Raw genomic sequence first — 26,255 nt, forward strand, 5'->3', positions numbered from 1 at the left:
CAACAACCTCGAACCCGCTCCACCGGAGCGGGTTTTTCTATGCCCAAAGGCATCTCGAACTCCGCAGCAAATCCCGCTGCGGCCCACAAAACACTGGCCTTGGTCGGTGTCATCCCCCAGAAGCGGAGGTGCGGCGATGCTCGCGACTATCGCGGAACATCTGTCCGTCCCTGCTGCTCTCCTCGCAGTCGGAAATTTCGTACTGCGGCTTCTTCCCTTGGTGTCGGATCGCGTGAACAAGCGCGCAGTCCGCCTTGTCAAGGCGAAGAAGAAGAGCAAGTAGGCCGGGCAAAAAACGCCTGACTTCTGAGGGAGGGACAAGTCTATCCAAAATCTCCGGCAAAACCCCAGGTCAGAGTAAAAATCGCCAAGAATGGCGTTCACGCTGCTGCTTGAGGCGCGCGTAACCAACTGGCCCCAATCGGAGGATCTCAGAGCCTTCCTCGCCAATCCGATGCGCACCACCGACGACCTGATCCGCATCGGCCAAGCGGGGCTCAGGACGGCTGACTTGAGCGCCCGCAAGCTCTGTAGAGATGGTGCTGTACTAGTACAGAGGTAGTACTGGAACGGTACTGAAGTGCTACAGTCGTAGGTGCCCGAGACAGTAGTCAAGGGAAGCGGTACGTGTAGGAGGTCTCCGGAGCGTAAGTACCCATTCGTGGGCAGCTCCACCTAATGGTTTCCAGCCTTGCGTGCCCATCACACGTAGAAGGTCCCTTCCATCCGGAGGGGACCTTCGCGTATCTCAAAGCGTCACGACTTCGATGCGATGCTCGATCTTGCGGCGCATGGACCCACCCCGGCCCCACGCCCACGCGTGAACGTCCGGAAGCCACAGCAACGGATTGCTCGGTCGATCGTGAAGGTACTCGAACGGAGCTTGAGGGCCTACCACCTTCCGGATCGCCCGATTATCTTCCCTGTCCTGGTCGCATGACTCGATGACGACGCGACTTGCCGACAGTTCCATCAAGTCGTAAGCCGCAGCCTCGAGCGTGAGGTCCCGTGCTTCACGCTCGGTAAGTTTCGGCGACTTGACCACGTACAGGCGACTTTCGGCGTCCAACTTCGCGACCTCGGTCACGATCTTCGATGCGGCCTTCCCTGCTGACTTCATGTGAATCCGGCTGTTCCCCTTGGGGCACAGGTCCCTCATCCGCTTTCGCATCTCGTCCACGCCCGCCGGCAGGACAGTCACCGCGCACAGGATGTAGTCGCCGCGCTTCGACTCGTCAATGAAGGCGTGCACGACCCACCCCTCGATCCCTGTCAGGTACGAGCACGTCAGATCCCCTCTTTGTGGGAACCGCACACGATGTCCCGGATCAACGCGAGCTTCTCCTGGGCATCGGACGAACCCACGGAACGCAACATCGCATCCCCACGCTCACTAGGGGTCAGGACCGCGCTCACCACATCGGCAATGGGGGTGCCTAACAGGTAGAGGCGGACCTCGTCGTCCTGGTTGGGCGGCAGTTCTGCAGGAAGGTGACCGATCCCGTGAGACGCCAGGGCCCGGCTGATGGCGGACCGGACGTGGATACCCAGTCGTCCCGCGTCCTGGATCCGCTTGAGGGTCTCCATCGTCGTGGTGTGCACTCCGGAGTCTGCAACCGCCGACCTCAACTCGCTGTAGCTATCCATGATTTGATCATAATCTTTAAACAAAAATGACAACTAATCACAGGATAGCGGTTGGATTGGCCGGGCGGGAAGGGTGTGCTGTTTAACGATCCTCAAACAGCACACGCGAAGCGGCCCGGCACTCGATCGTGTCCTGGGGAAGACGGCCGCCCGGCCGTCCTGTTTAACTGTCTTGTATGCCGGTCTCGTATAGCTGACCCAAACAGCACTATCACCACCGCATGCACGGAATCCTGATCGGCTATGCCCGATGCAACGCCGCGGGCCAAGATTTGCGAGCGCAACGCACAGCGCTCAAACGCCTCGGAGTCCCCGACGCACGGATCTATACCGACAAGGGCTACACCGGACGCAATCGACACCGGCCCGGTCTGCGCGAAGCACTCGCCGCCTGCCGCGAAGGCAACACCCTCGTCGCCACCAACTCCCACCGGATCGATGTTCGACTCCGACGACGGTCGCTGGCTCCACTCGACCAACTCCACGCGCGAACGAGACTTCGGGCCCTTAGGGTGAGGCCGTGTCGCAGACCCGCGTGATCGATCCTGTCGGTGTTCTCTTCGGCGTTGCACTTCCGGTACTTGCCGCCGCCTCGATGCTCTTCCTCGCCCACCTCTGGGAGCCACGGCTCCCCGACGAGGTGGCGACCCACTGGGGTGTTTCCGGCCCGGATTCCTTCGGCCCGGTCGAATCCTCGGCCTGGACGATGGCGCTGCTCGTCGTGCTGGTCGGCGGTGGCTGCTGTGCGATCGCGGCGCTCGCCCGGTCGTTGCTGATGATGCGTCGCTACATGCTCGTCATGGGTCTCGGGGTCACGGGTTTGATGGTCGCGACGTACGTCGCCGTGCTCGGCAGCCAACTCGACGTTGCGGATGCGGCGCAGACGACATTTCCCACGTGGTCGATCGCCGTCGGCACGATCGCGGGTGCCGCGGTCGGATGGCTGGGTGCCGCCCTGCTCCGCGACGGCCGCGAACGCATACCCGCGACACAGCCTCCCGCACCCGACCTGCCGCGCGGACCGGTCGAGTCACCGCTCGTGGACCGGGTCGGCATCGGCGCCGGCACCACAGTCGTCCTCCTGGGCCTGATCCTCGTGCCGACCGTGCTGGTGTGTGCGGTCGCCGACAGCTGGTGGCCGTCGGTGCTCGTCGCTGCGTTCGCCGTGCTGGTCGTGAGTCTGCTGCGCTTCACCGTGATCGTGGACGAGGACGGCATCCGGGTACGCAATCTCGCGACGGATGCGGTGCTCTACGACCTCGACGAGATCGTCGGGGCCGACGTCACCGAGACCCGCCCGTTCCAGGATTGGGGAGGCTGGGGTCTGCGGGTGAAGGGGCGCGGCAGGTACGGCCTCGTCACCACGAGCGGCCCCGCCGTGGTGGTGACGATCGCGTCGGGCCACGTCTTCACCGTCACCTCGGCGCGGGCGGGCGAGCTGGCCGGGGCACTCAACACACTCGCGGATCGCCGCGGAGCGAACGCACCCACCGACGCCACCGGGCTGACCGAACCGTCCTCCTGAGGGTGGGCAGGTCAGTTCCGTTCGATCTCGATCGGGTGGGTTGCCAGCAGTGCCAGCGGTAGCGGCTGGCGACGCAACACGCGCGCCCACAGGTCGAGGTGAGCGGGCGCGAAGATGTCGTACGGGAGTGCGGAGACGACCATCCAATCGTCGTTGCGCAGCTCCCGATCGAGCTGGCCCGCACTCCACCCCGCGTACCCCGCAAAGATCCGCACCGCCTCGACATGGCGGGCGATGACGGCCGGATCCGAATCGAGATCGATCATCACGACACGGCCGTCGACACGGCGGATACCGGGCACGCCGTCGACGGTCGCCCCGACACGCACCGTGCCCAGACACAGCGCCGAGCTCCGGTGGACGGGTCCGCCGACGAACAACGCCTTCGGCGCCGCCGAGAGCCGGGTCCAGCGCGGCAGCATCGCATCGACGGAGGTGTTGCTGATGCGGTTGAGCACGACACCGAAACTGCCGGAAGCAGTGTGCTCCACGATGTAGACGACGCTGCGGCGGAAGGTGGGTTCGGTGAGGTCGGTGGCGGCGACCAGGAGACTTCCGGGCCGCACCCTCGGAGTCACAGGTGCGGTGCGGTCCTCGGGTTCCTCCTGGTGCTGCGCCACGGGAAACATTCTGTCACCGTGCTCGCCCCGATGCCGGGCGGAACCCGGCGGCCTGCGCAAGCAATGCGAGGTGGTAGTCGAATACCGATTCCGGGTCCGTGAACGTGCCGGTGCCGTACTGGCCGAACACTTCGAAACTCACGGCGCCGAACACCGTCGGCCACACGAACAATCCCCGCGCCAGGACCTCGTCGGGCAGGTCCGCGGCGATCTCTGCGCGGATACGGTCGAGATCTGCGACGAGTCCGGCCGTCACTTCCACCCCGGCCGACGCCTCCAGCGCCCCTGCCCGGTGCGCCTCGTCCAGAATGCGCACGAGACGCAGGACGACGCGGGTGCCCGGTTCGTTGGTCCGGTCGGCGGGCGCGTGATAGCCGGGCACGGGGGTGCCGAAGATCAGCGCGTATCGAGCGGGCTCTGCGAGCGCCCACGCGCGCACCGCGCGGCCCAGAGCAATGAACTGCGCCCGGTGGTCGTCGGGGTCCGAAGCCGCGACCGCAGCGTCGACGGCATCGCCGAGATCGTCGTAGGCATCGATCACGAGAAGTGTCAGAAGCTCGTCGCGGCTGGCCACGTACCGATATACCGCCGACGAGACCACCCCGAGGTCGCGGGCTACCGCGCGCAACGAGAGTGCCTCGGCCCCACCGGCTGCGAGATGCTTACGGCCGATGGTCACGATGTCTGCCAGGGTGCGAGCGCGGGCACGGGCGCGGGGTGTCGTCACCTTCCCAGCGTGCCTTACCGCGAGCACCGCAAACAAATGTGAGCGGCGCTCACGACCGTGCGGGAAGAACCGCCACCTGCGCGGTCGATAGGGTCGAGGTGTGCGGGATTCGCGGAAGCAGGCTTGGCGATCGACCGCGACGGCGTTGCGTCACTCCCCGGGGCTGGCGCGACTGACCGCGGTGCGCTTCGCCGGGCAATTCGGGGACGGGCTGTTCCAGGCGGCCCTCGGCGGAGCGATCCTCTTCAACCCGGAACGGCACACGAACCCGGTGGACATCGCCGTGGGGTTCGCGGTTCTCCTGCTGCCCTACTCGGTGATCGGCCCATTCGCCGGAGCACTGCTCGACCGCTGGGATCGCCGGCTCGTGCTGCTGTGGGCCAACGCGGCGCGCGGCGTGCTCGTCGCGTCCGCCGCGGCGGTGCTGCTCGCCGGAGGACCCCAACTGCCGCTCATGCTGCTCGCACTGGCCGCCGTGGGAGTGAGCCGGTTCGTTCTCGCCGGGGTGTCGGCGTCACTACCTCACGTCGCGGCCCGATCATGGCTTGTACCGGTCAATTCCGTTCTGGCGACAGCCGGTTCGGTGGTCGCGGCTGCGGGCGCCGCCGTCGCGGTCACGACGATCGGTGCCGTCGGCGCGGGCGACACCGGGTCGGGTGTCGCGGTGGCGCTCGGCGTCAGCGGTTCGATCGTCGGCGCGGTCGCCGCCGGAGGGTTCGCCCGCCACGCGCTCGGACCCGACGGCGCACGTCCCCGGTCCCCGGTACGCGCGGTGCTCGCGGGTTTGCGTACCGGCGCCGGCGCCGTGGCCGAGCATCCCGGTGTCGCCGCCGCGATGCTCGGTATCGGGGCCCACCGCATCGTGTTCGGCCTGAACACCCTCATCACCCTGCTCGTCCTGCGCGCAGCCGAGACCACCTCCGATGGCTCCGGCGGACTCGTCGGATTCGGCGTCGCCGTGGCCTGCACCGCAGCCGGCATGCTCGTCGCGGCAGTGCTCACACCTGTGCTCCTGCCCCGGCTCGGACGCCCTCGCACGGTGATCATGGGATTGATCGCCGCGACGGTCGTGCAGTTCGCGTTCGTGACCCCCTTGACGATCGAATTCCTGCTGGTCGCCGCGTTCCTCCTCGGACTCGCCGGCCAGACCATCAAACTGACCGGCGACGCCGCGATGCAGATCGAGATCGACGACGCGCGACGCGGGCAGGTGTTCGCATTGCAGGACACGGTGTTCAATCTCGCGTTCCTCACCGCCATTGCTGCGTCGGCCTTCGTCATCGCGCCCGACGGTCACTCGCCGGCACTCGCGGTTGCCGGTGGTCTGATCTACGCATGTGCGCTCGCTGCCGTACTCGCCTCGAGGCGGATGCGTGATTAGTCGCGCATCGCACGCTCCGGAAGCGCGGCACCATGGACGTGTACTTCCGCCGCCTTGACCACGAACCACACTTTCGAACCCGGTTCGAGAGCAAGGTCGGCAACCGCGGCGGGGGTCACCTCGGCGGCGAGACCGCCCGCAGCGCGCACCAGTACCGTCGCCCCCCGGACTTCGAGTTCGGTCACGATCACCTCGAACGCATTGCGCGGACTTCCGTGCGGCTCTTCCACATACACGGCGACCGCCGCGGGGGCGAACACGGCCGCAGCGGCATCGCCCTCCACACACTCGTCGTCGACGACCCCTCGTACCGTGCCCACCTCGGCGTGCAGTCCGTCGCTCGTGACGGTGCCGGCAATCAGGTTCGTTCCCGCGATTCGCGCGGCGAAGGTACTACGTGGGCGAGTGAGAACGTCGCGCACGGTGCCGTGTTCGACGACGCGCCCGGACTCGACGACCGCGACGCGGTCCGCGAGGGCAAGCGCGTCGAGAGGGTCGTGCGTGACCAGCAGCGCGGTACGTTGCTCCTCGCGCAGAATCCGTCGTAATAGCGACCGGATCGCCGGTGCCGCAGCGACATCCAGTGCTGCCATCGGCTCGTCGAGCATGAGCAGTCGGGGGCCGGCGGCCAGAGCACGGGCGATGGCGACCCGTTGTGCCTGGCCGCCCGACAACTGATGGGGCTTGCGGTCGGCGAACTCCAGGGCCTCGACGGCCTCGAGCCAGCGCAGTGCCTCCGCGTGCGCGGCGCCTCGGCTCATCCCGGCACTACGCGGCGCGAACGCCACATTGCCTGCGGCGGTCAGGTGTGGGAACAGCAGTGCCTGCTGCGCGAGCAGAGCAACCGACCTTCGGTGCGGCGGCACCGCCACGCCCGTTTCGGTGTCGGTGAGAACGCGACCACCGAGCTCGATATGTCCGTCATCCGGCTGCACAAGTCCCGCAACCAGATTCAGCAGCGTGGATTTCCCGGCGCCGTTGGGTCCGAGAATCGCGACGACGCTGCCGGGCGACACCTCGAGATCCAGGTCCACCGACCTTGCGTCGACCCGCGCTCGCACGCGCAGACCCGTCACAGCTCGCCGCCTGTCCGCCGCCCCCGAGCGGCCACCACGATGAGCACGGCCACGACGACCAGCAGCAGCGACAGCGCGACGGCGGCGTCGGGATCGGTTTCGCGCTGGAGGTAGATCTCGAGCGGCAAGGTGCGGGTGACGCCCTGGAGGCTGCCTGCGAAGGTGAGTGTCGCGCCGAACTCCCCGAGTGCCCGGGCGAACGCCAGGATCGCACCCGACACAAGTCCTGGCAGCACCAACGGCAGGGTGACCCGGCGGAACACCGTGGTGGGCCGAGCACCGAGGGTTGCGGCCACGGCCTCGTAGCGCCGGCCGGCGGTACGCAGTGCTCCCTCCAGGCTCATCACCAGGAACGGCAGCGCCACGAATGTCTGGGCGAGCACAACGGCGGTGGTGGAGAAAGCGATTCGAATCCCGAACGCCTCTAGGTGTTCACCGATCAGTCCGCGCCGGCCGAAGGTATAGAGCAGTGCGATACCGCCCACCACCGGGGGCAGCACGAGTGGCAACAGGATCAGTGAGCGCAGCACGGGCATCACGCGTGCGGTGCTGCGTGCGAGGACTGCGGCCATCGGCACACCGAACACGATGCACAGCACGGTGCTGGTCAACGCCGTCCGCAGACTCAGCAGGAGCGCCTGGACGGACGCCTCGGAGGTGACCAACTCGGGGAATCGCTGCCAGTCGACGGACAGGACGATCGAGACCAGCGGCAGCACCACGAACACTCCGCCGACGATCGCCGGAACGTAGATCCAGGCCGGCAGGCCGGTCGGAGTGCGGGCGGCTGCCGTCACGGGACGTCGAACCCGGCGTCGGCCAGGATCTTCCGGCCTTCCGGACCGGCGACGTAGTCGACGAACATCTGTGCAGTATCCGGGTTCTGAGAATCCTCCAGCACCGCAATCGGATACGTGTTGACCGAGTCTGCCGACCCGGGGAACGGCACGGCGGTGACGTTGTCGCCTGCCGAGCGGGCGTCGGTGACGTAGACCAGTCCTGCGTCGGCCTGTCCCGAGGTGATCTTGCCGAGTACATCCGTGACGGAGGATTCCTCGCTGACCGGCTCGAGTTCGACGCCGGTCGCCTCTTCCGCGCGAACGGTGGCCGCTCCACACGGCACCTGCGGAGCGCAGACGACCACCGTCACCCCCGACCGAGTCAGGTCGTCGAACGATTCGATGCCCTTCGGATTCCCCGCCTCGGTCACGATCGTGAGGGTGTTGGTAACGAACGGAACGGGGTCGCCCGACACGAGACCGTCGTCTCCGGCTCGGCTCATGGTGCCGGTGTCGGCTGGGGCGAACACGTCGGCGGGCGCACCCTGCGACAGTTGGGCCAGCAGGTCCGACGAGCCCGCGAACGCAAGATCGACCGTGATGCCGTCATGCGTTTCCTCGAACTGCGCAGCGATCTCCGTGAAGGTGTCCTTCAGCGACGCCGCCGCAAAAACGGTGAGCGTCTCCCCGGCGGAAGAACCGTTCGTACCGTCGGAGCGGGCACCGGTGTCCGTTCCACAGGAAACGGAGGCCAGAGCGACGGCCGCCGCCAGGATCGATGCGGCCCGTGCCCGCTTCACGAGGCACCTCCGGGAGTTTCGATGATGACGGTCGTCGCCTTCACCACCGCGACCCCGACGCTGCCCGGTTCGAGGCCGAGTTCCTGCACCGCCTCGGTACTCATGAGCGAGACGACGCGGTGCGGACCGCACTGCATCTCGACCTGCGACATCACCGGATCGGACACCACCCGGGTGACGAGACCGACGAATTTGTTGCGGGCCGAACTGCCGACGCCGAGCAGGTCGGGCGCCGCATCGGCCTGTTCACGGGAGAACGCGGCAAGTTCCCGTCCGTCGATCACCTTGCGGCCCGCGTCGTCCTTGGTCGCGGAAAGCGCGCCCTGGTCGATCCAGCGGCGGACGGTGTCGTCGCTGACGCCGAGCAGGCCCGCAGCATCGCGGATACGGAAGGAGGTCACCGATGCGTCCGCATACGAGTCATGCAGCTGACCATACTTCCGCAGATGCGGATGATTCAAGCCTGTAGGCGAGCGCGCCTTCCTGGCGGTCCCGTCCCCACAGTCCGCACGGTTGTGTGCAGCGACCGCATCGACGAATCGCCCCGCTTCGAGCACATGAGTACGGAGAAGGCCGACCGGTTATCGACCGACCGGGCGAATCGCCACGGCGGTGATCTTGTACTCCGGGCACCCGGTGTCTTCGTCTGTACGAGCGGAGGTCAGGGTATTCACCGGTGCGTGCGGGAAATGGAAATCGCAGAACGCTGTCCCGGGAGCGGTGTCGTCGGTGACGGTGACGGTCAGGCACACGGTGCCACGCCGACTGCGGACCTCGACGGTGCCGCCGGTCTGCACACCCATCGCTGCAGCGTCGTGAGGGTGAAGATCGAGGGATTCGCGCGGGGTCAGGTCGATGTCGGGTGTGCGCCTGGTCATCGAGCCGGTGTTGTAGTGCGTCAGCCGTCGGCCGGTGACGAGTACGAAGGGGTAATCGGCGTCGGGGGCTTCACCCGGCGGAAGGTAGGGCCGGGCCGCGAGATGGGCCCGGCCGTCGCCGGTGGCGAACCGCTCGAGATACAGGACGGCCTGCCCGGGTTTCCCGCGGTCGGGACACGGCCAGTGCAGCGGGCCCGCGAGGTCGAGGCGGCGGTGCGAGATGCCGGCGAACATCGGCGCGACCCGAGCGCATTCGTCCATCGCGTCCGAGGGAGTGACGCAACCGAGGTCGGCGCCCATCGCACGAGCAACACCGGCGATGATGTCGAAATCGGTCCGGACCCCGGCCGGCGGCGCGACCGCGGGTCGCACACGCTGGAATCTCCGATCGAAGTTCACGAAGGTTCCGTCCTTCTCGAGGAAGGATGCGGCCGGAAACACGATGTCTGCGACACGCGCCGTCTCGGACGGAAACAGGTCATGGCAGATGAGCAACTCACATGATGCCAATGCTTTCCGGACGTGCTCGGTGTTCGGGTCGGATGCGGCGACATCCTCGCCGATGACATAGAGGGCGCGCAGTTCGCCTGCGCAGGCGGCATCGAACATCTGTGGTATCCGAAGGCCCGGGTGGGGTGGTACCGGACTGTTCCAGACATCGGAGAAACGGTTTCGGGCCGCATCGTTCGTGAGGGGTTGGTATCCGGGCAGCAGATCGGGTAGCGCCCCCATGTCGGATGCGCCTTGCACGTTGTTCTGCCCGCGCAGGGGGAGGACGCCGCAGCACCCGTCGGTGCCGATCGCGCCGCGCAGAAGCGCCAGATTGACGAGAGTGCGGACGCCGTCCGTGCCGTGCATGTGCTCGGTGACGCCGAGGCCGTAGACGATGATCGGACGCTGCGCCTCACCGAAGAGCCGTCCGGCTTCCCTCAAGGGATTCTGCGGCACGTCGGCGATGTCGGCGACACGTCCGGGGTGGTAGTCCTTGACAAGTTCGGTCAGTTCGGTGAGTCCGGTTGTTCGCTCGGCCAGGAAGTCCCTGTCGATGCAACCGTGTGTGATGAGCAGATGGGCCAGGGCATTGAACACGGCCACATTGGATCCCGGTCGTGCCTGGATGTGGACGTCGGCGAGGTCGGCGAGTCCAGTTCTGCGAGGGTCGATCACGATCAATTTCGCTCCGGCGAGCACACGTTGGGTAATGCGGGCACCGACGACCGGATGTGCCTCGGTGGGATTGGCGCCGGCGAGGAGAATGCAATCGGCGCGGTCGATGTCATCCATGGTGTTGGTTCCGCCGGCGAAACCGAGCGAGCGGGTCAGCCCCGCCGCCGAGGGTGCGTGACACAGCCGTGAGCAATTGTCGATGTTGTTGGTGCCGAGTACGACTCGGGCGAACTTCTGGGCGAGGTAGTTTTCTTCGTTGGTGGCGCGGGCTGAACAGATGACACCGATCGACTGCGCACCGTGACGATCCCGGATCCGGGCGAGTTCATCGGCGGCATACCCGATCGCCTCTGCCCATGTGGTTCGCCGCAGCGGACCGGAACGGTCCGATCTCGTCAAGGGGGTGTCGAGGCGGTCGTCGGCGCGGAGGAACCCGTGCGCGAATCGTCCCTTGACGCATGCGTGCCCACGGTTGACCGGTCCGTCGAGGGCAGGAGTGATCGCGGCGACTTCCGCTCCTCGGGTTTGTACGTTCAGTGTGCAGCCGACCCCGCAGTAGCCACAGGTCGTGCTGGTCGTACCGGTGATCGGACGCGGATCGCGTAACCCGGGCTCGGTGAGCGCGCCGGTCGGGCACGAATCCACACAGCTGCCGCAGCTCACACACGGCGAATCGATCCATGCGCCACCATCTCCGGCCGACACGACGGTGTCGAATCCACGACCGCTCAGTTCCAACGCAAACGTGCCCTGGACTTCCGCGCACATCGATACGCATCGGCCACAGGCGATACACAGGTCGCGATCCAGCCTGATGTAGGGGTGCGAGTCGTCGACTCCCCGCCCACGTTCGACTGCGTTGCCGGGCTTCCGGCTCACACCGAGCAGGTCGCATGCTTGCACCAATTCGCTGCGATCGACGGGAATCTGCAGGGCCCGGTCCGGCAACTCGGACACGATCAACTCCAAGGCGCCGCGTGCGATCGACGAGGCGATCGTACCTTCGGTCTCGATTACCACCCCGTCGTGAACCGGGGTCGTGCATGCAGCGACGATGTCGCCGTCGGCAAGGACCAGACAGACCCGGCACGAGCCCCGCGGCGAGACACGGTCGTCGTGGCACAGGGCCGGGACACGGGCGCCTGCGGCACGAATCGCGGCAAGAAGGTGCGCACCGTCCGGTACCTCGACATTCGTGCCGTCGACGATCGCCCTCACGACTCCTCCGTTCCACCGAAATCCGCCGCATAGACACGGAGCAGGCTGCGCACAGCGCCTGCAATTCCGCGCCCGAAGGCACACAAGCTGCCCCGCTCCATCGTCTGGAGCAACCGTTCCGGCGGTAGACGTTGATCCGGTGCCGAACACAGCTCCAGTCCCTGCCTCGATCCGACCCGGCAAGGGGAGCAGGCGCCGCAGCTTTCCGCATCCGCGAAGGTCCACAGATGGTGCAGTAACTCCTGTCCGCGTACGGTGTCCCCGATCGCGACGATGCCGCCGTGCCCGAGTGCAGCGCCCGCTTCTGCCAGCGCGGGCGCGGACAGTGGGACGTCGAGGTCGTCCGATCCCAGGAACCCACCGAGCGGGCCGCCGACCTGCACTGCCCGCAGAGTCTGCCCGTCCCGCATCCCGCCCCCGAGGGTTTCCACGATCGTCCGGAGTGAGGTGCCGAACTCGACCTCGTAGACACCGGGACGGCGGAACAGTCCGTTCAGGCTGACGAGCTTGGTCCCGTTCTCCTCGGGCAGCCCGAGCGCCGCATATGCCGGGCCTCCGTGCTGCACGATCCACGGCACGGCGGCGAGTGTTTCGACATTGTTGACCGCGGTCGGCCGGGCCGCCAGACCACGAGCAGTCGGGTAGGGCGGCCGCGCCTGTACTCCACCCCGCAGCCCCTGCACGGATCGGAGGAGCGCGGTTTCCTCGCCCGCCACATAGGACCCCGCTCCCACCAGGATCGTGACGTCGAAGTCGACATCCGCGCCGTGCACCCCAGATCCGAGATGACCGGCGCGCCGGGCTTCGTCGACGGCGGCACGCATCGCGTCGACCGCAGCGGGATATTCGGACCTGACCAGGACGTAGGCGTGCTGTGCCCCCACCGCGTAACCGGCGAGGGCCAAGCCTTCCAGCACGCGCGCTGGGTCGTACTCCATGAGCAGTCGATCACAGTAGGAGCCGGGATCACCCTCGTCCCCGTTGGCGACCACATACCGAGGCGGGTCCCCGGCCCCCGCGGCAGCCCATTTCGCCGCGATGGGGTAACCGGCGCCGCCCCGGCCGCGAAGTCCCGCCCGGAGAACCTCGTTACGGATGTGCTCTCGAGGCGTTGTCTTCACCACCTCAGGCCATACTTGCCACGATCGAGCAGCGCCGGTGAGTCCGGCGAGCACCACCGCCTCGGAGTCGGCAGCCCGGAACGGAATCACCGGCACATCCTCGCGCCGGTCAACAGCGTTCGCGGCAATAAAAGGACGACCCACTACGGGTGTCGTACCGTCCATGGCGGCCGGAGCTGCATAGCAGTATCCGAGACAGTAGACGTGCTGAACCGACGCCGAACCACCAGGATCGCCGTCGAGGTGGGACTCGTCTGCGCTGCCGCCTGTGGCGACGAAGCACGCCGTGCCACGACACATTCGCACGTGCCGTTCTTGCCGCACAGGGACGGCGAGATCCGCGTAGAACGCTGCTGTACCGGCCACCGCTGCGACCGGCATTCCGAGATCTTGCGCAACAGTCCTCACGTCCGAACGCGCGATGGTGCCGTGATCGGTCTGCGCCTCCTTCAGGCGACGGACGATCTCGGCGCCGTCGACGCCGAAACGCGTCTGCCAATCGATGAATGCGTCGCGTGGGGCAGATCCCATGGCGACCCCTCACTCGGACGTAGCCTTCGTGGTCATGATCCTCCGCGCCTACCGCGTCGATCAACCTCCCACGGCGATTCATCCCGAACGCCCGCATATGGAGTGTCGTTCAAGGGCAAGATGCTGTGCCCCCTGTGCCCCCAGGTCACCGGCCATCGGAGCAGGGGTGGTCAGTAGACGTCGCGGACGTACCGCTTCTCCGCGACGAGTTGATCGACGTAGGCCGCAGCGGCGTCCTGATCGAGCCTTCCGTGCGTCTGAACCACCTCGCGGAGCGTCGCGTCGACGTCCTTCGCCATTCGCCCGGCATCGCCGCACACCGCGAAGTGGGCACCGTCCTCCAGCCACCTCCACAGGTGGGCGCCTTGCTCCCGCATACGGTCCTGGACGTAGACCTTCTGACGCTGGTCGCGCGAGAACGCGAGTTCGAGCTTGGTGAGAAACCCGTCCGCGTGCATCTGCTCGATCTCGTCGCGGTACAGGTAGTCGGTGTCGGAACGCTGGTCGCCGAAGAAGAGCCAGTTCCGGCCGGTGTGCCCGGATTCGCGGCGGTCGTGGAGGAATGCCCGGAAAGGGGCGATACCCGTGCCCGGACCCACCATGATCATCGGGGTGTCGCCCGGCGGAAGCCGGAAGTGCGGGTTGGATTGCACGAAGATGGGGATGTCGACACCCTTGCTGTGATCGGCGAGGAAGCTCGAACACACGCCGGCCCGATCGCGGCCCTCGAAACCGTATCGGACCACCGACACGGTGAGTTGCACCTCGCGCGGGTTCGTCTTCGGGCTCGACGAGATCGAGTACATCCTCGGTTGCAGCCGGGTGAGGACAGGGAGCCATTCCTCGAGCGGCGCCTTGAAGGGGTATTCGGCGATGACGTCCATCGCCTGCCGCCCCCACAGCCACCGCTGCAGCTCGATCTTGTTACCGGGTCGCAGCAACTTGGCGAGTTCGGCGCTTCCACTCTGGCGTTGTACGAAGCGCAGCAATTCTGTGGTGGTCCTGGTGATGTCGAGATACCGGGCAGCGGCTTCCCGAAGCCCGACAGTGGGCCGGTCGGGGGTTTCGACAGGCGCTTCCGGATCGAGCGCGGTCACCTGGAGCCATTCGTCGACGGCCTCGGGTCCGTTGGTCGGCATGACCCCGAGAGCATCACCCGCAACGTACTCGAATTCCGGGTCGAACAGCTCGAATCCGAACTGCCGCACATCCTTCGACGATCCGGTCGCGCTGAGAGCCGTGTTGCGCGTCAACCGGGTGACCAACGGAGACTTGCGGGTGTACGCCGGTGCTGCCACCTGGAGCGCGGGCGCGGGCGGCACCTCACCGCGTGCCACCAGTTTCTGCACCGCACCGACCCACTCGTTCGCCTTGTCCTCGAAGTCAGGTTCGCACTCCACGCGTGGCACCAGGCGGGTCGCTCCGAGATCGGCAAGGCGCTCGTCCAGTTTGCGTCCGTAGCCACAGAAGTCGTCGTAGCTCGAGTCGCCGAAAGCCAGGACCGCGTAGCGGGTACCTGCCAGAGCGGGGGCGTCGTCACCGCTGAGGCGCTTCCAGAAGGCGGAGCCGTTGTCCGGCGCGTCCCCGTCGCCGAATGTGCTTGTCACCAAGAGCAATTCCGGAACATCCACGAGGTCCGTGACGTTCATCGCCGACATGTCGACGACGGTCGCCGCTCGGCCGGCCGCACGCACACGGTCGGCGCAGACCTCCGCGAAGGACTCGGCGTTGCCGGTCTGGGATGCCCACGCCACCACGACGGGAGGTTCCGAATCCTCTGCCTCGTCCGACGTCGTTCCGGAGGCATCGCCGGTGGGCCCGTTCGATGCATACATCCCCGCGAGCAGTCCGTCGAGCCAGGCCCGTGTGGCCGCCGGAAACGGCGCCGAACGCGGCAGGCTCGGCGGGGCCGTGACGTTCGACGAACGCAGCCCTGCGAGAAGCCCTGCAAGATAATTTCTTTCGTCGTCGCCGAACCGAGGGACCGGCACATCCGCGACCCCGAGTTCCGCCGCGATCCGCCCGATCACCGAATCGTCCGTGGTGACGGGTGCCGGTTCGGGCGGCACAGCGACCTTTGCCACTGCAACCGCACAGACCTTCAACTCCGGCTGTAAGGAGGCGGGGTCCACGGCGTCGTTCGTCACCGCGTTGATCGCGCGGTCGTCCCCGAACAGGTCGTTCCAGTGGAACGGGGCGAAACAGTTGCCGGGCATCACCCGATCGGTCACCACCGCCGGAAGAACGGCACGGCCCCGCCTCGAGGTGATCTCCACCGCGTCACCGTCGGAGATCGAATACCGCACCGCGTCCTCGGGGTTGATCTCCACGAACGGTCCGGGATCGAGCTTGCCGAGCTTCGCGATCTTGCCCGTCTTGGTGAGTGTGTGCCATTGATGTTGCACCCGTCCGGTATTGAGAACGAACGGGTAGTCGTCGTCGGGTAGTTCCTCGGCCGGAAGGTGGGGCCGGGCGAAGAATCGACCTCGCCCGTCCGGGGTCGCGAAGGCCAGCTGCGGCACGGATCCGTCCTCGCGGACCACCAGCGACCGGCTGTTGCCGTCGTTGAGGTACCGCACCGGATTGCGGTCACCGGTGTCCGGGGCGCACGGCCACTGCACGGAACCCTGCCGTAGCCGGTCGTACGACACACCCCGCAGGTCGTACCCCGTCTGCGGATTCCAGAACTGCTTGATCTCCTCGAAGACCTCCTCGGCACAGGAGTAGGTGAAGGCGTCCGCGAATCCCATCTCGCAGGCGACCCGCGCGATGATCTGCCAGTCGGGCAGCGCTTCCCCGACCGGTTCCACAGCCTGCTGCAACAGGTTCAGGGTCCGGTCGGAGCCGATGGTCACGTACTCCGACTCCGCCCACAGCGCGCCGGGCAGGAGAATATCGGCGTACGAGTTGGTTTCGGTCTCGAGAAACACGTCCTGCGCGATGACCAGATCGGCTTTCTCGAGACCCTCGAGAACGGTCGCCCGGTTCGCGACCGACGCCACCGGGTTGGTGCAGATGATCCAGCAGACCTTGACGTTTCCCTCCGCCATCTCCCGAAACATGTCGACCGTGCCGGTCCCCGCTTCGGGGCGAAGCGTGCCGGAAGGCAGCGCCCAGCGTTCCTCCACGAACACCCGGTCGGTGTCGGAGAGCACGCTGCGTTGACCCGGCAGACCCGGTCCCATGTAACCCATTTCGCGCCCGCCCATCGCGTTGGGCTGACCGGTGAGGGAGAACGGGCCACTGCCGGTGCGGCAGATCGCGCCCGTTGCGAGATGCAGATTGCAGATGGCGTTGGTGTTCCAGGTGCCGTGCGTGCTCTGGTTGAGCCCCATCGTCCAGCAACTCATCCATTCCCCGGCCTCTCCGATCCACCGCGCGGCAGTGCGGATGTCGGACTCCGCAAGGCCGGTGATGCCGGCGACGAGAGCCGGAGGGTATTCGGCGACGAGCGCCTCCAGGGCTTCCCACCCCTCCGTGTACTCGTCGACGAAGGCTCGATCGACGTGCCCGTTCTCGACGATCAGGTGGAGCAGTCCGTTGAGCAGCGCGAGGTCGGTACCCGGTGCGATCTGGAGGAACAGGTCGGCCTTGTCCGCAGTCGCGGTGCGGCGCGGGTCGACGACGACGAGTTTCGCACCGCGCCGGACTCGTTCCATCATCCGCAGGAAGAGAATCGGATGGCAGTCCGCCATGTTCGACCCGGATACGAAGAACAGGTCGGCGTGATCGAAGTCCTCGTAGGAACCGGGCGGGCCGTCCGATCCGAGCGACTGCTTGTAACCCGTGCCCGCCGACGCCATACACAACCGCGAATTGGATTCGATGCGACTGGTTCGCAGGAAGCCCTTGGCGAGCTTGTTCGCAAGATACTGCGACTCGAGCGACATCTGACCGGACACGTAGAACGCCACCGCGTCGGGTCCGTGGGTCTCGAGGATCTCGGACAATCGGCGTGCGGTTTCGGTGATCGCGGCGTCCACCGGCACCGGGGACAGCGTTCCACCTCGGACGTCCCGCACGAAGCCGGTCTCGAGCCGCCCTCCCGCGGCGAGCATCTCCGCACTCGTCGCGCCCTTGGTGCACAACCGGCCCCTGTTGGTGGGGTGATCCTTGTCGCCGTAGGCCTTGACCACCCTGCGGGTTCCGGTCTCCGGATCGGTGGCGACGTCGAGCACCATGCCGCACCCGACACCGCAGTAGGAGCAGGCGGTCTTCACCGTCGTGATTGCGTCCTGCATCCGAGTCTCCTAGCCGGCACCGTGGTCCCGCCGGTGCCGTCGCCGATACGACGCTCTCCATGCTGCGGACTCGGTGTTTCGGATGCGTCAAACGGGATGAGCACGCTGTGACATCTGGCTCACGGGCGACACACGGAGTTGTGAGGTGCCGGAAACAACCTCAGGACTTCGGTTGCTGCTCCCACCACTTCAGGAGTTCGGCCTCGGCTTCGTCGCGGTCGAGAGGACCTCGATCGAGCCGCAGTTCCTTGAGGAACTTCCACGCGCGCCCCACCTCGGGGCCCGGGGGGAGGCCGAGAATCTCCATGATCGCGTTGCCGTCGAGATCGGGCCGGACCTTCGCGACGCCCTCCTCCTCGGCCAGCCGCGCGATGCGGACCTCCAGGTCGTCGTACGTGGCCTGCAGGGCGGCGGCGCGCCGCTTGTTGCGGGTCGTGCAATCGGCGCGCACCAGTTTGTGGAGCCGGGGGAGAAGGTCGCCGGCGTCGTGCACGTACCGGCGCACCGCCGAGTCCGTCCACTGACCCTTGCCGTAACCGTGGAACCGCAGATGCAGGAACACCAGCTGGCCGACATCCTCGATCATCTGCTTCGGGTACTTCAGTGCGCGCATCCGCTTGCGCACCAGCTTCGCCCCGACCACCTCATGGTGATGGAAGCTGACCCCACCGCCGGATTCGTTGCGCTTGGTGCCGGGCTTGCCGATGTCGTGCAGCAGTGCTGCCCAGCGCAGCACCAGGTCGGGATCACCGTCCTCGAGATCGATCGCCTGCGTGAGCACCGTGAGCGAATGCCAGTACACGTCCTTGTGCTGGTGATGCTCGTCGATCTCGAGCTTCATCGCGGGAATCTCGGGGATCACCCGCTCCGCCAGACCGGTCTCCACCATGCACTCGATGCCCTCGACCGGATGGTCTCCCAGGATCAGCTTGTCGAGCTCGGCCCGCACCCGCTCGGCGCTGATGCGCAAAATCTCGTCGGCCATCTCCTGGATCGCCGTGTGGACGCGGTCGGCGAGCGTGAAACCCAGCTGCGAAACGAAGCGCGCCGCGCGCAACATCCGCAGCGGGTCGTCCTCGAACGAATCCTCCGGTCGCGCAGGTGTGTCGAGTACGCCCGCGAGCAGCGCATCCATTCCGCCCAGGGGGTCGACGAACTCACCGGCGCCGTCCGGGCCGATCCGGACTGCCATCGCGTTGACGGTGAAGTCGCGTCGGACCAGGTCCTCTTCGAGACTCGTGCCGTATTCGACGACGGGATGCCGGGTCACGCGGTCGTACGCGTCGCTGCGGAAGGTGGTGATCTCGAGTTGCTCGGATCCCTTGGCCGCGCTGACCGTGCCGAAGTCGATACCCGTGTCCCACTGATGGTCCACGAACCCGCGCAACAGCTCCTGGACCTTCTCGGGCCGCGCATCAGTGGTGAAGTCGAGATCGGTGCCCAGCCGACCGAGCACGGCGTCACGGACGCTGCCACCCACGAGATACAGCTCGTGGCCGGCCTCGGCGAACCGTGCGCCGAGAGGGGCCAGGACATCGGACAACGAGCGCAGAGTGACGTCGGCTCCGGCGAGCAACCGGGTTCGGCGGTCGGGATCTGCGGTGGGTGAGTTCACGTCTTTGCACCTTACCGAGCAGGGCGTTCGTGTGGTTGAGCCGGGACCGACGGCGCTACATCTACTATCTATTAGGTGTCGCCCGCCGAACGTGCCAATCGCAACCGCCGCAGCTCGCGGCGTCGTGGCACGAGCGCGAAAAAGGCTGCTCAGGGGGGAGCCCCGGGCGCTCCGGGCGCTCCGGTCCCGCGCCTGCGCACCGTCAGGGAGACCTCCGCGGGCGGGCTCGTCGTCGACGGACTCGGTGGCCCACCCGACAAGTTGTGCGCCGCACTCATCGGACGCACCGATCGCCGCGGCCGGCTTCTGTGGTCGCTGCCGAAAGGCCACATCGAACACGGCGAAACCGCCGAGATGACGGCGATGCGCGAAGTGCACGAAGAAACCGGCGTACGGAGCACAGTGCTCGCCGAGCTCGGCAGCATCGACTACTGGTTCGTCACCGAAGGCCGCCGGGTCCACAAGACGGTGCACCACTACCTTCTGCGCTACCTCGGCGGCGAACTGTCGGACGCAGACGTAGAAGTCACCGAAGTCGCATGGGTGCCGCTCCGAGAGCTCCGGTCACGACTCGCCTACGCGGACGAACGTAAGCTCGCCGACGTCGCAGACCAACTCATTGCGGAGATGCATCCCGAGGTGCGTCCCCGCACCGACGAACCGGGGGCCCATCTCGGATGACGGTGGTGGTTTCCCGGGCGGGTGCCGCGGTTCTGGCCGTGCTCGCGCTCGTTCTCACGACGATCGGTGTGGCGATTCCGGCACCCGTGTCGGCTCAGCCGACCTCCGAAGGCCCCGAGTTCCTCGAGTTGGCAATCGACGAGATCACCCCATCGGTGGTGTCGCTCACCAGCGAATCGGTGGTCACCGTCAAGGGCACCGTCACCAATGTCGGCGACCGCGACGTCGAGGACGTCTGGGTGCGGCTCCAGCGGGCACCCGTCATCTCCGACCCCGCCGCATTGCGCACCTCGCTCTCCCTCGACCAGTCGGGGTTCGACACCGTCGGTGAATTCGAGGAGGTGACCGACCGGCTCGGCCAGGGCGACCGGGTCGATTTCACGATCGAACTACCTCTCCGCTCCGAAGCCGAACCGTCGCTCGGTATCGACACTCCGGGCGTCTATCCGTTGCTCGTCAATGTCAACGGCTCACCCGAGTACGGGGGACAGGCCCGGCTGGACGATGCACGCTTTCTCCTGCCCGTTCTCGGCATACCCGCAGGCCAGGACACCAGTGGCCCACGAACCTCCGCGGCTGCGGAGTCGGGCGGGACGGGCAGCACCACGCCCCGCAGCGCGGCCGACACCTTTCCCGCCGTACCTCCCGACGTGTCGCGTCCCGTCGCCGTCTCGATGCTGTGGCCCCTCGCCGACAAGCCCCGGCTGGCATCGGGTGTCCCCGGCTCGGTGACCGAACCGGTGCGCCTCGTCGACGACGTGCTCGCCACGTCGCTCGCCGACGGAGGACGGCTCGACGGGCTGTTGCGTGCCGCCGAGCAGGCGCTGGAGACGGACCCGCGCGTCACGGAAGGGATGTGCCTGGCCGTCGACCCCGACCTGCTGGTCACCGTGACCAACATGACCCGGGACTACCTCGTCGTGGACGACCCCGCCGATCCGATGGGTGACGCTCAGCCGGGATCGGGCACCGACGCGGCGATAGCCTGGCTCGGACGGATCCGGAATCTGGCTGCGTCCATGTGCACGGTCGCGGTGCCGTTCGCCCAGGTGGATCTCACCGCGCTCGCTGAACTGGACGACCCGTCGCTGAACGTTCCCGCGCTCGAATCCCCGCGCACCATCATCGACACGATCCTCAGGACCACGTCTCTCCCCGACGTCGTCTGGCCCGATTCGGGAGTCCTCACCGAGAAAGCCGGACTCCTCGCCGCCGCGAACGGCCCGGTCACAGCGCTCCTCGCGGATACCGCGGTGGAGGACGGGAGGGCCGGCATGAGCGGCCTGCCCCCGCGCAACGCCGTCCGTGTGTCCGGAGTCGACGGACTGACCGCGGGCCTGTTCGACGCTTCGGCGGCAGCCGCCCTCGCGGGGATGGGCTACGAACCGTCGACCCCGTCGTTCGTGACCAAGTCCGCACGCTACGAACTCGGCAACGACTCCGCGACCGCGCGCCTCCAGGACGCGCTCGGCGCGCTGGCCTGGCCCGCGCTTACTCCGTCCGTGAGCGAAGCGACAGGACTGCCCCTGCCCCCCGCGGGCCGGTCCGTGCTGTTCGCTCCGCCCCAGGTGTGGACACCGTCCCCTGAGGAGGCGTCGGCGACCCTGTCGATGGTCTCGTCCCTGGTTCGTTCCGGCACCGCGACGGCACGTCCCTTCGCCGAGTTCGTGGCGGCGGCCGCCGCGACCGCCGACGACCCGATCGCGTCCGCGCTCTCCTATCCGGAGCAGGCGATCACCGACGGGGCGTCGGCAGAGGTGCTCACGATCGCTGCCGAACAGCCACCGCGACTCGACGCCCTCCAGGCTGCGATGGTCGAGGATCTCCAGGCTCAGCTGACACCGCAGGAGTTCCTCGCGCCGCTGCGGGAGGATCTGTTGCGCGCGATGTCGTCCGCGGGACGTCGTGGTCAAGATCCCGAGGGAGCAGCCGACGCTGCGGATCTGCGCGCTGTGGAAGTCGAGGAGGCCGTGGACGGAATGTTCGCGGGAGTGACAGTCCTCTCACCGGGCGGTGTGTACACCCTGACTTCCGAACAGAGTCCCCTACTGTTGGTAGCGCGCAACGATCTGCCCGTGGGCATCACAGTGCGGTTGAATGTGGACGCGCCGGCGGCGATGGAGATCACCGATATCGGACCGACCCAGCTTCCTCCGCGCGGTAGTCGCACTCTGACGGTGCCCGCTCAGATCAGCGACTCGCGGAAGCTCTCGCTCGAGTTCTCGCTCACCACGGACTCCGGCCTGTCTCTCGGCAGTCCGACCAACGTGACGGTACGTTCCAATGCGTATGGCCGGATTCTCGCGATCGTCACGGGCTGTGCGGGAGCGCTCCTGCTGTTCCTGGCGGGCAGGCGGCTTCTGCACCGGTTCCGCGGGGAACCGGATCCAGCCGACGAAGGGTACGAACGAGAATGACGGGGAACGCGACCCGCGACGACGTGAAGTCACCGACGACTTCACCGGACGTCACCGGTGCAGGTCCCACCGCCCGGAAGACTCCGAGCCTGCTCGCCGCGACCGGTTCCATCGCCGTCGCCACCCTGGTCAGCCGCATCACCGGGTTCCTCAAGCAGCTTCTGATCCTCACGCTGCTCGGTGCGAGTGTCGCGTCCTCGTTCACCGTGGCCCACCAGATCCCCAACATGATCTCCGAGCTCGTCCTCGGCGCCGTGCTCACCTCGATCGTGGTGCCGGTGCTCGTCCGAGCCGAACGCGAGGACCCTGACGGGGGCGAGGCGTTCGTCCGGCGGCTGTTCACCGCGGCGGTGGTGCTGCTCGGTGGTGCCACCATCCTCGCCGTGGCCGCCGCGCCGCTGCTCACCACCCATGTGTTCCTCGACGACTCCGGCAAGGTGTCGACGTCGCTGACGACAGCACTGTCGTACCTGCTGCTGCCCGCGATCGTGTTCTACGGCCTGTCGGGCCTGTTCACCGGCATCCTGAACACGCGGCAGGTGTTCAAGCCCGGCGCCTGGGCTCCGGTCGCGAACAACGTCGTCGTGCTCGTCGTGCTGGTGATCTACTACCTGATGCCCGGAGAGATCAGCCTCGACCCGGTGCGCATGGGCGAGCCGAAGTTGCTGGTCCTGGGTCTGGGTGTGCTTCTCGGCGTGGTCACCCAAGCGATGTGCCTGATCCCTGCCCTGCGCCGCGAAGGCATCAATCTGAAGCCGCTGTGGGGCCTCGACGACCGCCTGCGCCAGTTCGGCGGTATGGCCGCCGCGATCGTGCTGTACGTGCTGATCAGCCAGATCGGCATGATCTTCGCGACCAACATCTCGTCGGGTGCCGACGCTGCCGGCCCGGCGATCTACAACAACGCCTGGCTGCTGCTGCAGTTGCCGTACGGCGTTCTCGGCGTCACCGTGCTGACGGCGATCATGCCGCGGCTGAGCCGCAACGCCGCCGAAGGCGACACCCCAGCGGTCGTCGACGACCTATCGGTAGCGACGCGCATGACGATGATCGCGCTCATCCCGATCGTCACGTTCCTCACGATCGCGGGCACGCACGTCGGCACCGCGCTGTACGGGTACGGCAACTTCGGCGCGGGCAACGCCTCGCTCCTGGGCCAGGCCGTGAGCTGGTCCGCCTTCACGCTGATCCCGTATTCGCTGGTGCTCATCCACCTGCGCGTGTTCTATGCGCGGGAGCAGGCGTGGACCCCGACCTGGATCATCCTCGGGATCACCGCCGTCAAGATCGGCCTGTCGGCGCTCGCCCCGGTGGTCGCGACCGACGACCAGCAGGTTGTCGTCCTCCTCGGCGTCGCGACCGGTATCGCCTTCACGTGCGGTGCGTTCATCGGTGGCTTCCTGCTGCACCGCACCCTCGGTGACCTGCGGATGGCCAATGTGGGCCGGACGATCTGGCACGTGGTGCTCGCGTCGGCGGGTGCCGCCGGCGTCGTCCTCGTCGCCGACCGGCTACTGCAGCTCGACGCCCTCGCCGAGCGCTTCGGTGGTCTCGGCTCGATGGTGCGCGTCGCGATCAGCGGTGTGCTGATGCTGCTGGTCGCCTTGGTCGGCATGTACCTGCTCAAGGTGCCCGAGGTCATGGCGATCGAAGCCGCGGTCCGGCGCAAGATCTCCGCGGTGCGCGGTGGCGGTGCAGACGAGCCTGAATCCGAAGAGGCCGGTGCCACCGGTACCTCGCAGGACGATGGAGCGGTGGTTCCCGCCCGCCGGCGCTTCGTCTACGACGCGTACCCCGAGTCGGATCTCGAGAAGACCGTCGTCCTGCCACGCATCGACTACGGCGATTACGGGGTCGGTCCGTACGACGCGATCACCGAGATCATGCCGGCGATCAGAGACGTGCCCCGTCGAGGCGAGGCGCAGCAACAACTCCCGTACCCTGGTCAACAGCAGATTCGACACGGGCGCCGTGGTCCGCGCTACTTCGCGGCCCCCACCGGCGATCCTCGGCTCCGCACCGGAAGTGGACGAGTCGACAACGAAGGAGTGAGGGTGAGCGACGACGACCACGCTGCCGGAAGGTCCACGATCGACGCGTCACAGCAGGCGGGTTCGACGCCGGCCGGCAACGATCAACGGCCGACGCCACCCAGGCCGCCGCGCGACACCCACCACGACACCGGAGTCATACCGATCGGATCGCCGCAGCTCCCGCCCGTACGAGTCCCCGGTGCGGCGCCACGCCGCACGATGCGCGGCCCCGAGCTCATTGCGGGCGCCTCCGTCGCCGGTGGACGGTACCGTCTCCTCTCGCCCCACGGCGGCGCGCGCGGCCTGCGGTTCTGGCAGGCACTCGACGTCAAGCTCGATCGCGAAGTGGCACTGACCTTCGTGGACGCCGACCAGAGTGCCGCCGACGGCACCGGTCCGGACTCCCCGCAGGCCATCCTGTCCCGCACGCTCCGGCTCGGCCGGATCAATTCGCCCGGCCTGGCGCGTGTCCTCGACGTGGTCCGCGGAAGTTCGGGCGGCATCGTCGTCGCCGAGTGGACGCCCGGCCGGTCGCTGCGAGAGATGTCCACAACCGAGCCGTCGCCGCTGGGCGCCGCGCGTGCCGTCCGCGCTCTCGCGGCTGCCGCCGAAGCTTCGCACCGAGCGGGCAGCGCGCTGTCGATCGACCATCCCGACCGGATCCGGATCAGTGTCTCCGGTGACGCGGTCCTGGCATTCCCCGCGACCTTCTCGGATTCGGACGCCGTCTCCGACGTGCACGGCCTCGGCGCGAGCCTCTACGGGCTCATCACCGGTCGCTGGCCGCTCGACGAACCGGCCGCACCCGGCCGCCCCCCGGCGCCGCATCACAGCGGTGCGACCATCGGTGGGATGCCGGACGCGGACCGCGGCGCCGACGGAAAGCCCGTCGAGCCGAAGGTGCTCCGTCCCGACGTGCCGTTCGAGATCTCTGCCGTCGCCGTGCGAGCGCTGAGCACCGACGGCGGTATCCGTACCGCAGCCACCGTGCAGCACATCCTCGATCAGGCGTCGGTGGTCGATCAGAAGACCGATCTGATTCCCGCCCTGCGGATCGGCCAGCGCGCGAGCATGACCGAAACCCACGCGCTCGCCGATCCGGAAGCACTCGAGCAGAAGAAGAAGCATTCCCAGCGCATGCTCTACGCGCTGATCGGCCTGGGGATCACGACGGTCGTGCTGTTGTCGCTCATCGGTTGGTGGATCACGAATCTGCTCGCCGGCGACACGAGTGACGCCCCGCTGACCAGTCAGGAATTCGGTCTCACGCCGACCGCTGAAGCACCCGCGTCACCCGAGTCCGCTCCTCCGTCCGCGGCGGCTCCCGCAGCGGCAGGGGGACCGGTCACCGCCTCTTCGGTGGCGGTGTTCTCCCCGCAGGGCACCCCCGATTCGCCCGCGTCGGCGTCGCTGGCAATCGACGGTGATCCTGCTACGTCGTGGAGCACCGACGCCTATTTCGATCCGTTCCCCTCCCTGAAGAACGGGGTCGGCCTCCTGGTGACGCTCGAGGACTCGGCGACGCTGTCGTCGGCGAAGATCACGTCCTCGTCGCCCGGAACGGTCGTCGAGATCCGGAGCGCACCATCGGATTCGACCTCTCTCGACCAGACCCAGCTGATCGGTTCGGGGACACTGGGATCCGGCGAGACCGAGATTCCGCTCGAGGCCGATGGAGGCACCTCGCACGTGTTGGTGTGGATCACGGGCCTGAGCTCCGACGGTGGGAGCAACAAGAGTTCGATCTCCGAGATCGAGTTCAGCGGCTCCGAGTAATCGGATTGCCCCAGCGTAAGCC

General features: G+C 67.2%; 19 protein-coding genes. 7 read left to right on the top strand and 12 right to left on the bottom strand.

Annotated elements, in window-relative coordinates; translation table 11 throughout:
- The first annotated feature begins 136 nt into the window (after nt 1-136).
- On the top strand, nt 137-283 hold the full coding sequence (locus RDCOP1_RS21515) for a hypothetical protein (protein WP_169848889.1): 147 nt from the start codon (nt 137-139) through the stop codon (nt 281-283).
- 465 nt (nt 284-748) lie between these two features.
- On the opposite strand, the gene RDCOP1_RS12780 is transcribed toward RDCOP1_RS21515, so the two are convergent.
- Both RDCOP1_RS12780 and RDCOP1_RS12785 read right to left on the bottom strand, forming a co-directional pair.
- Complete coding sequence (locus tag RDCOP1_RS12780; RefSeq protein WP_072701069.1) at nt 749-1,252, bottom strand: hypothetical protein; 504 nt, start codon at nt 1,250-1,252, stop codon at nt 749-751.
- Between the two features lie 35 nt (nt 1,253-1,287).
- The gene (locus RDCOP1_RS12785) at nt 1,288-1,647 is read right to left on the bottom strand and encodes a hypothetical protein (RefSeq protein WP_072701071.1); all 360 of its coding nucleotides are present in this window, start codon (nt 1,645-1,647) and stop codon (nt 1,288-1,290) included.
- 221 nt (nt 1,648-1,868) lie between these two features.
- On the opposite strand from RDCOP1_RS12785, the gene RDCOP1_RS21955 reads away from it, so the two are divergent.
- A complete protein-coding gene (locus RDCOP1_RS21955; RefSeq protein WP_072701073.1) occupies nt 1,869-2,186 on the top strand; it encodes a recombinase family protein in 318 nt (105 codons plus the stop codon).
- Nucleotides 2,168-3,172, top strand: a complete 1,005-nt coding sequence (locus tag RDCOP1_RS12795) for a DUF1648 domain-containing protein (RefSeq protein WP_072701075.1) — start codon at nt 2,168-2,170, stop codon at nt 3,170-3,172. Before RDCOP1_RS21955 ends, RDCOP1_RS12795 begins: the two co-directional genes overlap by 19 nt.
- Nucleotides 3,173-3,183: 11 nt before the next feature.
- Here the strand turns inward: RDCOP1_RS12795 and RDCOP1_RS12800 are convergent, their stop codons facing one another.
- Together RDCOP1_RS12800 and RDCOP1_RS12805 are read right to left on the bottom strand one after the other, a co-directional pair.
- Nucleotides 3,184-3,801, bottom strand: coding sequence for a YqgE/AlgH family protein (locus RDCOP1_RS12800; protein WP_174555808.1), 618 nt, complete (start codon nt 3,799-3,801; stop codon nt 3,184-3,186).
- A gap of 4 nt (nt 3,802-3,805) precedes the next feature.
- Nucleotides 3,806-4,519 carry a TetR-like C-terminal domain-containing protein gene (locus RDCOP1_RS12805; RefSeq protein WP_197713467.1) on the bottom strand — a complete coding sequence of 238 codons (714 nt, stop codon included), beginning with the start codon at nt 4,517-4,519 and terminating at the stop codon, nt 3,806-3,808.
- A gap of 100 nt (nt 4,520-4,619) precedes the next feature.
- Here RDCOP1_RS12805 and RDCOP1_RS12810 point away from each other — a divergent pair, with 100 nt between their 5' ends.
- The gene (locus tag RDCOP1_RS12810; RefSeq protein WP_072701077.1) at nt 4,620-5,900 is read left to right on the top strand and encodes an MFS transporter; all 1,281 of its coding nucleotides are present in this window, start codon (nt 4,620-4,622) and stop codon (nt 5,898-5,900) included.
- Here RDCOP1_RS12810 and RDCOP1_RS12815 read toward each other — a convergent pair.
- The 8 genes from RDCOP1_RS12815 to RDCOP1_RS12850 form a co-directional block, all read right to left on the bottom strand.
- The gene (locus RDCOP1_RS12815; RefSeq protein ID WP_072701079.1) at nt 5,897-6,976 is read right to left on the bottom strand and encodes a sulfate/molybdate ABC transporter ATP-binding protein; all 1,080 of its coding nucleotides are present in this window, start codon (nt 6,974-6,976) and stop codon (nt 5,897-5,899) included. The genes RDCOP1_RS12810 and RDCOP1_RS12815 overlap by 4 nt on opposite strands.
- Nucleotides 6,973-7,773, bottom strand: coding sequence for an ABC transporter permease (locus tag RDCOP1_RS12820; RefSeq protein WP_072701081.1), 801 nt, complete (start codon nt 7,771-7,773; stop codon nt 6,973-6,975). The genes RDCOP1_RS12815 and RDCOP1_RS12820 overlap by 4 nt, the downstream gene beginning before the upstream one ends.
- A complete protein-coding gene (modA, locus tag RDCOP1_RS12825) occupies nt 7,770-8,555 on the bottom strand; it encodes a molybdate ABC transporter substrate-binding protein (RefSeq protein ID WP_072701083.1) in 786 nt (261 codons plus the stop codon). Before modA ends, RDCOP1_RS12820 begins: the two co-directional genes overlap by 4 nt.
- Complete coding sequence (locus RDCOP1_RS12830) at nt 8,552-8,956, bottom strand: TOBE domain-containing protein (protein ID WP_072701464.1); 405 nt, start codon at nt 8,954-8,956, stop codon at nt 8,552-8,554. Before RDCOP1_RS12830 ends, modA begins: the two co-directional genes overlap by 4 nt.
- Nucleotides 8,957-9,136: 180 nt before the next feature.
- Nucleotides 9,137-11,818 carry a formate dehydrogenase subunit alpha gene (gene fdhF, locus RDCOP1_RS12835; protein WP_072701085.1) on the bottom strand — a complete coding sequence of 894 codons (2,682 nt, stop codon included), beginning with the start codon at nt 11,816-11,818 and terminating at the stop codon, nt 9,137-9,139.
- Nucleotides 11,815-13,470 carry an NAD(P)H-dependent oxidoreductase subunit E gene (locus RDCOP1_RS12840; RefSeq protein WP_072701087.1) on the bottom strand — a complete coding sequence of 552 codons (1,656 nt, stop codon included), beginning with the start codon at nt 13,468-13,470 and terminating at the stop codon, nt 11,815-11,817. Before RDCOP1_RS12840 ends, fdhF begins: the two co-directional genes overlap by 4 nt.
- 170 nt (nt 13,471-13,640) lie before the next feature.
- Nucleotides 13,641-17,711: a bifunctional nitrate reductase/sulfite reductase flavoprotein subunit alpha gene (locus tag RDCOP1_RS12845; protein ID WP_072701089.1), complete on the bottom strand. Its 4,071-nt coding sequence runs from the start codon at nt 17,709-17,711 to the stop codon at nt 13,641-13,643.
- A 160-nt stretch (nt 17,712-17,871) separates the two neighbouring features.
- Complete coding sequence (locus tag RDCOP1_RS12850) at nt 17,872-19,326, bottom strand: CCA tRNA nucleotidyltransferase (protein ID WP_072701091.1); 1,455 nt, start codon at nt 19,324-19,326, stop codon at nt 17,872-17,874.
- 75 nt (nt 19,327-19,401) lie between these two features.
- Here RDCOP1_RS12850 and RDCOP1_RS12855 point away from each other — a divergent pair, with 75 nt between their 5' ends.
- Genes RDCOP1_RS12855 through murJ form a run of 3 tightly spaced genes read left to right on the top strand, consistent with a single transcriptional unit; the run spans nt 19,402 to nt 26,233 of the window.
- Complete coding sequence (locus RDCOP1_RS12855) at nt 19,402-20,007, top strand: NUDIX hydrolase (RefSeq protein ID WP_072701093.1); 606 nt, start codon at nt 19,402-19,404, stop codon at nt 20,005-20,007.
- A complete protein-coding gene (locus tag RDCOP1_RS12860; protein ID WP_072701095.1) occupies nt 20,004-22,424 on the top strand; it encodes a DUF6049 family protein in 2,421 nt (806 codons plus the stop codon). The genes RDCOP1_RS12855 and RDCOP1_RS12860 overlap by 4 nt, the downstream gene beginning before the upstream one ends.
- A complete protein-coding gene (gene murJ / locus RDCOP1_RS12865; RefSeq protein ID WP_072701097.1) occupies nt 22,421-26,233 on the top strand; it encodes a murein biosynthesis integral membrane protein MurJ in 3,813 nt (1,270 codons plus the stop codon). The genes RDCOP1_RS12860 and murJ overlap by 4 nt, the downstream gene beginning before the upstream one ends.
- The last annotated feature ends 22 nt before the right edge of the window (nt 26,234-26,255 follow it).

The organism is Rhodococcus coprophilus NBRC 100603 (genome assembly GCF_001895045.1).
Taxonomy (GTDB): Bacteria; Actinomycetota; Actinomycetes; order Mycobacteriales; family Mycobacteriaceae; genus Rhodococcus; species Rhodococcus coprophilus.